Here is a 5484-nt window from a genome sequence, read left to right as displayed (position 1 = left end):
GACAAAACTTCAAGGAGGAATACTACGACCTCTATCTGTACGAAATAATCATACCCCTTATGGGGATGAAAAGGAACTATCAGAATAAATCTGATAACCTTATTATACGAGGAGGAATAACTATGACAACTTGTATCGCGTGTGGTATGCCAATGGAAGAGACAAAGGATTTTGCATCAGGGGACACTAGCAAGGATTATTGCGTGCACTGCGCACGCCCAGATGGAACGATGAGATCCTTCGAAGAAGCCAAGTCAGGTATGACTAACTTCATTATGAGCACACAGGGAATTGATGAGTCCGTCGCTGAAAAAGCTGCGCTAAACTCAATGAAAAAATTACCCGCTTGGAAAGAACATTTTTAAATAGTGGTAAAAAATAAAGAAGCGAGTGTTCAGATTAAATCTGAAGGCTCGCTTCTTTATTTGGAGAATAATTTCTCTTAATAAATAATTCCAATTATCGTTACTCAATGTTCACACCAATTTCATAGTTACAGGCTATTATATACCTATACCAACAAACAACCCTAACAAAACTTTTTCATTATTTACTCCTCCAAAGTAAATAAAAAATCTCCTAACCCTTGGTGAAAATCAAGGGTTCCTTTTTGTCTTTAAACTCAGTGGATAAACGACCCTCACAGCTAATTTAATTGTGCGATTTTAGCATGTGAATTCTTACTTTATAATTTTGATAATTCTTTTAAGTTCACTCTGACAATCTCCCAAACACCATCAATACCTAAAATTTCTTTTGTTGTTTTTTGAGCAAAAAGTAAGCCCGAATCACTATTTGTCATGATAACTACTGTACTTTTTGAAACTGGGTCAATTACAAATAAACTTTGCATCCCAGGATTAATCCCTGAATGCCAATAGGTTGTATTTCCAGCTATTTCTTCAATCGCGATACCAAGTCCCCAACTATTTGTTTCATCAATATGAATTTGTGGATTAAACATTTCTTTCTGTGGAAGTTCCTCCTTTTCAGAAAGCTGTAATAATTCATTTGCAAACATAGCCATATCTAGGGAAGTTGTTTTCAATGAATAGGCGGAATTAGGAGACTTTGCTACAATTTCCGGTCCAATTGGCAGTGATACAGGCAATAGAAACCCTAAAAGTACGGATATACTGACGAAAAATATCGGTGCAAGCCAAAAAGCTTTGCTTTTTTTACGTGTTAGCCATAGTATAAGAAACACTATAATTCCATATAGTAATGCTGGGAAAAACATCCGCGGTAAAATAATAGCTAGCAAAGATAATTCTATTAAAAATCCAATAATCACACTAACATAAAATACTGTCTTTCTTTTATAAAATCGAAAATTAGTAATAAGCCCCACAAATTGTCCAATAAAAAAAATAACTAAAGAGATCGCACACCAGATCAATATAGTAAATATTACAAAAAAAGAAGACCTAACAAACGGTGTAGTAGTAGATGAGTGAGCAAATGTACTATTAGTCATTCCTAAGGGCTCAAAAACATATTGCCGAGCCACTTCTTCTAATGACTCTCCGGTCACTTGTTCAATAATTTGTTGTAAATATATATACCCTACTCCAGAATACGAAAAATACTCACCTGGTTCATAGTATATTTTTTTATCCACGCTCACTTCAAATGATGGTGAAAATCCAGAAGTATGTGACAGTAACTGACGAATGGTAATTTTTTCAAAGCGTATATCATCCGTAATCCATTCGTCATCTAAATATTGTTCTATCGTATCATCTAAAAAAATCTTTTTCTCATCTGCGAGTTTCATACAGATATAAGCAGTAATAGTTTTTCCTAAAGAACCACCTTCAAAAACTATATTTTCTTCGTTATTAGAACTTACAGTTTCTAAAACATTATTTTTCATTGTAGTAATGGAGTACGTACGCACACCCATTTCTTTTGCATTTTTAGCAATACTTTCTTTATTTAATTCACTTCCATTAACTGGTATTGTTAACGAGCATAAAATGAAAAAGCATAGAAACACTGACATTATTATTCTATTTCGCATTATTTTATTTCCTCTTCCCCATAAGCTATTTTCCAAATTTAGTTCAAATTTTATCTTTTTAATTGTAACATAATCGCCATCTAATTTTTCAATGTTTTCTAAGAAACAGTTGATTATTATTATTTAAATACCTCGGATTAATTGTCTATTTATGAAGTATTTTGTTGTCTTAAGATATTAATGTGTGTGATTAGGTCGTACACTAATTTTATAATTAATAACGTAAGAATCACAGCTACTTTTTCTTTATACTGAATTAATCACGTGTGGTATGCCAATGAAAAAATTACCCGCTTGGAAAGAACATTTTTAAATGTAGCCAAAAAAATAAAGAAGCGAGTGTTCAGATTAAATCTGAAGGCTCGCTTCTTTATTTGGGAGAGTTATTCTTAAGTGATATCTGTTAAAGACAGGTACTGATCTAAAAATACACTGGAACAACCGTTAAAAATTCTGCCTCTCTACAATAGATAAATGTCTCATTTTGTTTCTTATCCTCTAAAACAATCCACTCTTCCCTTGGGACGCCTTTAATAGTGGATACTTTAATACTGTCAGTTTCTTCAACTACTTCTAACTTATTTTTTCCAGTTGTATTGTTAAATTCATCATATTTATAAAACGTTAAGTTGTTTAGGCTATATTTTTCTTCGTATTCTAACGGTAAGTTTTTGAAAAATGAAATTGGAAGGACGTCAATTTTTTTATTAACATAAAGTGTTTTGATAGTTTCCATAACGGCATTATTTTTAACCACTATAAACTCTTTTTTAGCTTCTCCTTTTATACTGTAGATTTTTCCTTTAGCGCTTAGCAAGTTAAAGATATCATAGTATTGCCAAGGGCTATAGTCATGATACACATTTCCTAATCTCTTATTCTCCCTGAATACATTTGCTCTAGGAATCTCGATGTATTTTTGACCATTAAATGCCACTTCAACGTCTTCGTTAGCTTCCATGTTTGAAGAAATGTACACAGCTCGATTGTCTTTTCTATCAAAAACAAGACTAGTTGCACACACCACTACAGTTACTACTACTAAACTCAACATGTATTTCTTAATTTTCATGCCCATCTCTCTCCTACTAAAAAAACTAGCTTCAACTTGTACAATGCTATCTACAACTATACATAGTTACATTTCTTTTTCAAAAGCATATATATTACCGACATAGATTAAGATGATTTATCGTTATTAAATTATTGCTTATTATTTTGACCATGTCTGGAATCAGTCGACATATCACCTTAGCAAATATTGAATATAAACACCTATTTAACAGTAATACATGCCTGTTTATGATATTTTCAGCTCTGTCGCCTGAATGACTTTTTTCACCTTTAGATTCTAATAACCCTGTTATTTATTAGACAATTAATTCTTTTTCACTTTTTTATAATCTTGTTATTTAATTTATTAGTAATTTATTGCCCATATCCTGAATCAGTTGACACAGCCTTTTAGCCAATTATTACGATAAACGCCTAATTAACGCTGATATTCGTCTGTTAGAAATAGCCTTCTGCCTGTCGACTGATTCCCTATTCTAACTTATCACTAGTTATAAATATGTTATTATAAGTATTACTCAAATATTTAATTGCTTATTTCTATTCTCACACATTTTTTATTCAATGTACACTCCCCTAACTCACGCTTTTTTCATTGATTTCTTTGGATGTCACTTTTAAACAATTGTTGTAATCCCCTATATAAAGGGCTTAGATCAGTGTTGCTTGTTAAAAAGAAGTCACCATCCAGAGTAAAAAGCGTGAGTTAGGCTAATAGAAATTAATATCATTTATGTTCTTCAAAGTACTCTTTCATATGTTGATATAAAAGAGGGATGTCAGCGATTGCTAGCTCGCAGATTTGTTCGTATTGATCTCTGGATACAGTATTTTTGAAAAGTTTATCCGGGTATTTATTATCCATTTCTCTTACAGTTGTGGGAAGAATTTCATAATTTAATTTGGAAGGAAATGCCTTCCCAAAGTGCCAATTTAAATTCCCTTCAAATGATTCTATAGCTTCTTTTATTAATTGATAATCTGATTCGGTGTTCTCATCTGTTTTCAAATGAAAATATAAAGCAGGTTCTCTGTAATATGGCTCATTTTCAATATACATGCTCACTCTTACTTGTCGTAAACTAAATGTATCTAACAATAAATGCGCAATCATTTCTGATTTTTTCATCATTTCATTCTCCTCATAAATTGATTGTGTAAATATGTATTTTTTTAGAGTTAATTGCTTGTAGTTCACTGAAATAAGTATCCTTGAAGACTGGTGTAGGCGAATAACGAGGATCATAAATGAAACCATTATACGAAAACACTACATGATAGATTACTTTTTCAATTTTTCCATATTCCAATAGTTCAAAAACACCACCGTCTTCGGCAATAATATTATAAACAGTTCCTTTAGGGTTAACCTTGAATAAATCTTCTGCAATCTCAGAACAATCAATTTTATATTTTTCATAGTTAGGATTAGCCATGACGTTGTTCATTTCGTCTTCATAGTCATCAAGGTCTTCCCAACTACCTGCATCAGACTCTAAAAAACTAGGCATTGTCAATGTTAGATTGTTATTATTAACAACATATGCGGAATAGGCAATGGTCATACCTGAAACTGCTAGCCAAAATAGTAAATCATCGATGATCGCTATTCGTTGTTGTGGTCCCTGTATGATTGTGAATACTTGATTTTGAGAGTAAAAATGCCCCTGACCAATATACTGAATAGGATTAGTATATAACTGACTTCCTAACGGTGTATAGCCTAAATTGCTTAGAGGTGGCTGTGAAAGGTAAGGCGTGCTCATCAGATAATTCGTACCGAAAAGAGTATCTAATACGGGATACCTCCCTTTAGACTGTTTCCAAATAGTCGCCAAGGTGTTGGTTACCTGAACAGCTGTTGGTTGGCTTGTTGATTGATGATAGGGCGCATAAATATTCGTCAGTGCCTGATTGAATTGATTCCCCACATAGATATTGGTTCGATCCTTATTAGTATCTACAAAAAGCTGATAATCTCTAAACTGACTTCGAGTCATTTGGAATGTTGTCTCAGATGATATGCCTGTCATCGTCACATAATACTCTCCAGCGGGTAGATCTAATGTCACGTTAGTAGTACTGCTGTTATAATGTTGTTGAAATACTTTTTGCTCCTCTTTATTATAGACCGTTAGCTTTTTACTTGTTGATCCCCGTAGTTCAACATTTAAACGTGTTATTTCAGACAAGGACACAGAATAAAATTGAGCTTTTTCAGATGTACGACCTGCTTCATAAAAGTGCCAAGGTTTAATACTATTGCTATCTTTAGCGATATAAAACTCTGGATCACGCACAATAAAAAAATTACTAGTTGAATAATAATTTAACCATTGAAAAAACTCGTTTGCTGATAAGTTTTTCATTGGTTTATAACTCTGAGA

5 protein-coding genes are annotated in these 5484 nt (G+C 32.7%); 1 reads left to right on the top strand and 4 read right to left on the bottom strand.

Going from position 1 to position 5484, the window contains the following annotated elements; genetic code table 11:
- The first annotated feature begins 122 nt into the window (after positions 1-122).
- Positions 123-365: a zinc ribbon domain-containing protein gene (locus AC5KOD_RS03185; RefSeq protein ID WP_496913090.1), complete on the top strand. Its 243-nt coding sequence runs from the start codon at positions 123-125 to the stop codon at positions 363-365.
- A 320-nt stretch (positions 366-685) separates the two neighbouring features.
- Here AC5KOD_RS03185 and AC5KOD_RS03180 read toward each other — a convergent pair whose 3' ends face one another.
- The 4 genes from AC5KOD_RS03180 to AC5KOD_RS03165 form a co-directional block, all read right to left on the bottom strand.
- A complete protein-coding gene (locus AC5KOD_RS03180) occupies positions 686-2023 on the bottom strand; it encodes a serine hydrolase domain-containing protein (RefSeq protein ID WP_496913089.1) in 1338 nt (445 codons plus the stop codon).
- A 421-nt stretch (positions 2024-2444) separates the two neighbouring features.
- Positions 2445-3095 (bottom strand): hypothetical protein, encoded by a 651-nt coding sequence (locus AC5KOD_RS03175; RefSeq protein ID WP_496913088.1) that lies wholly within the window; start codon positions 3093-3095, stop codon positions 2445-2447.
- 729 nt (positions 3096-3824) lie between these two features.
- Positions 3825-4226 (bottom strand): hypothetical protein, encoded by a 402-nt coding sequence (locus tag AC5KOD_RS03170; protein ID WP_496913087.1) that lies wholly within the window; start codon positions 4224-4226, stop codon positions 3825-3827.
- Positions 4227-4239: 13 nt separating this feature from the next.
- Positions 4240-5484, bottom strand: a 1245-nt coding sequence (locus AC5KOD_RS03165) for a hypothetical protein (RefSeq protein ID WP_496913086.1), incomplete at its 5' end; no start/stop codon positions are given.

The organism is Vagococcus sp. WN80Y (genome assembly GCF_059621045.1).
This window is presented reverse-complemented; position numbering and strand designations above follow the sequence as displayed.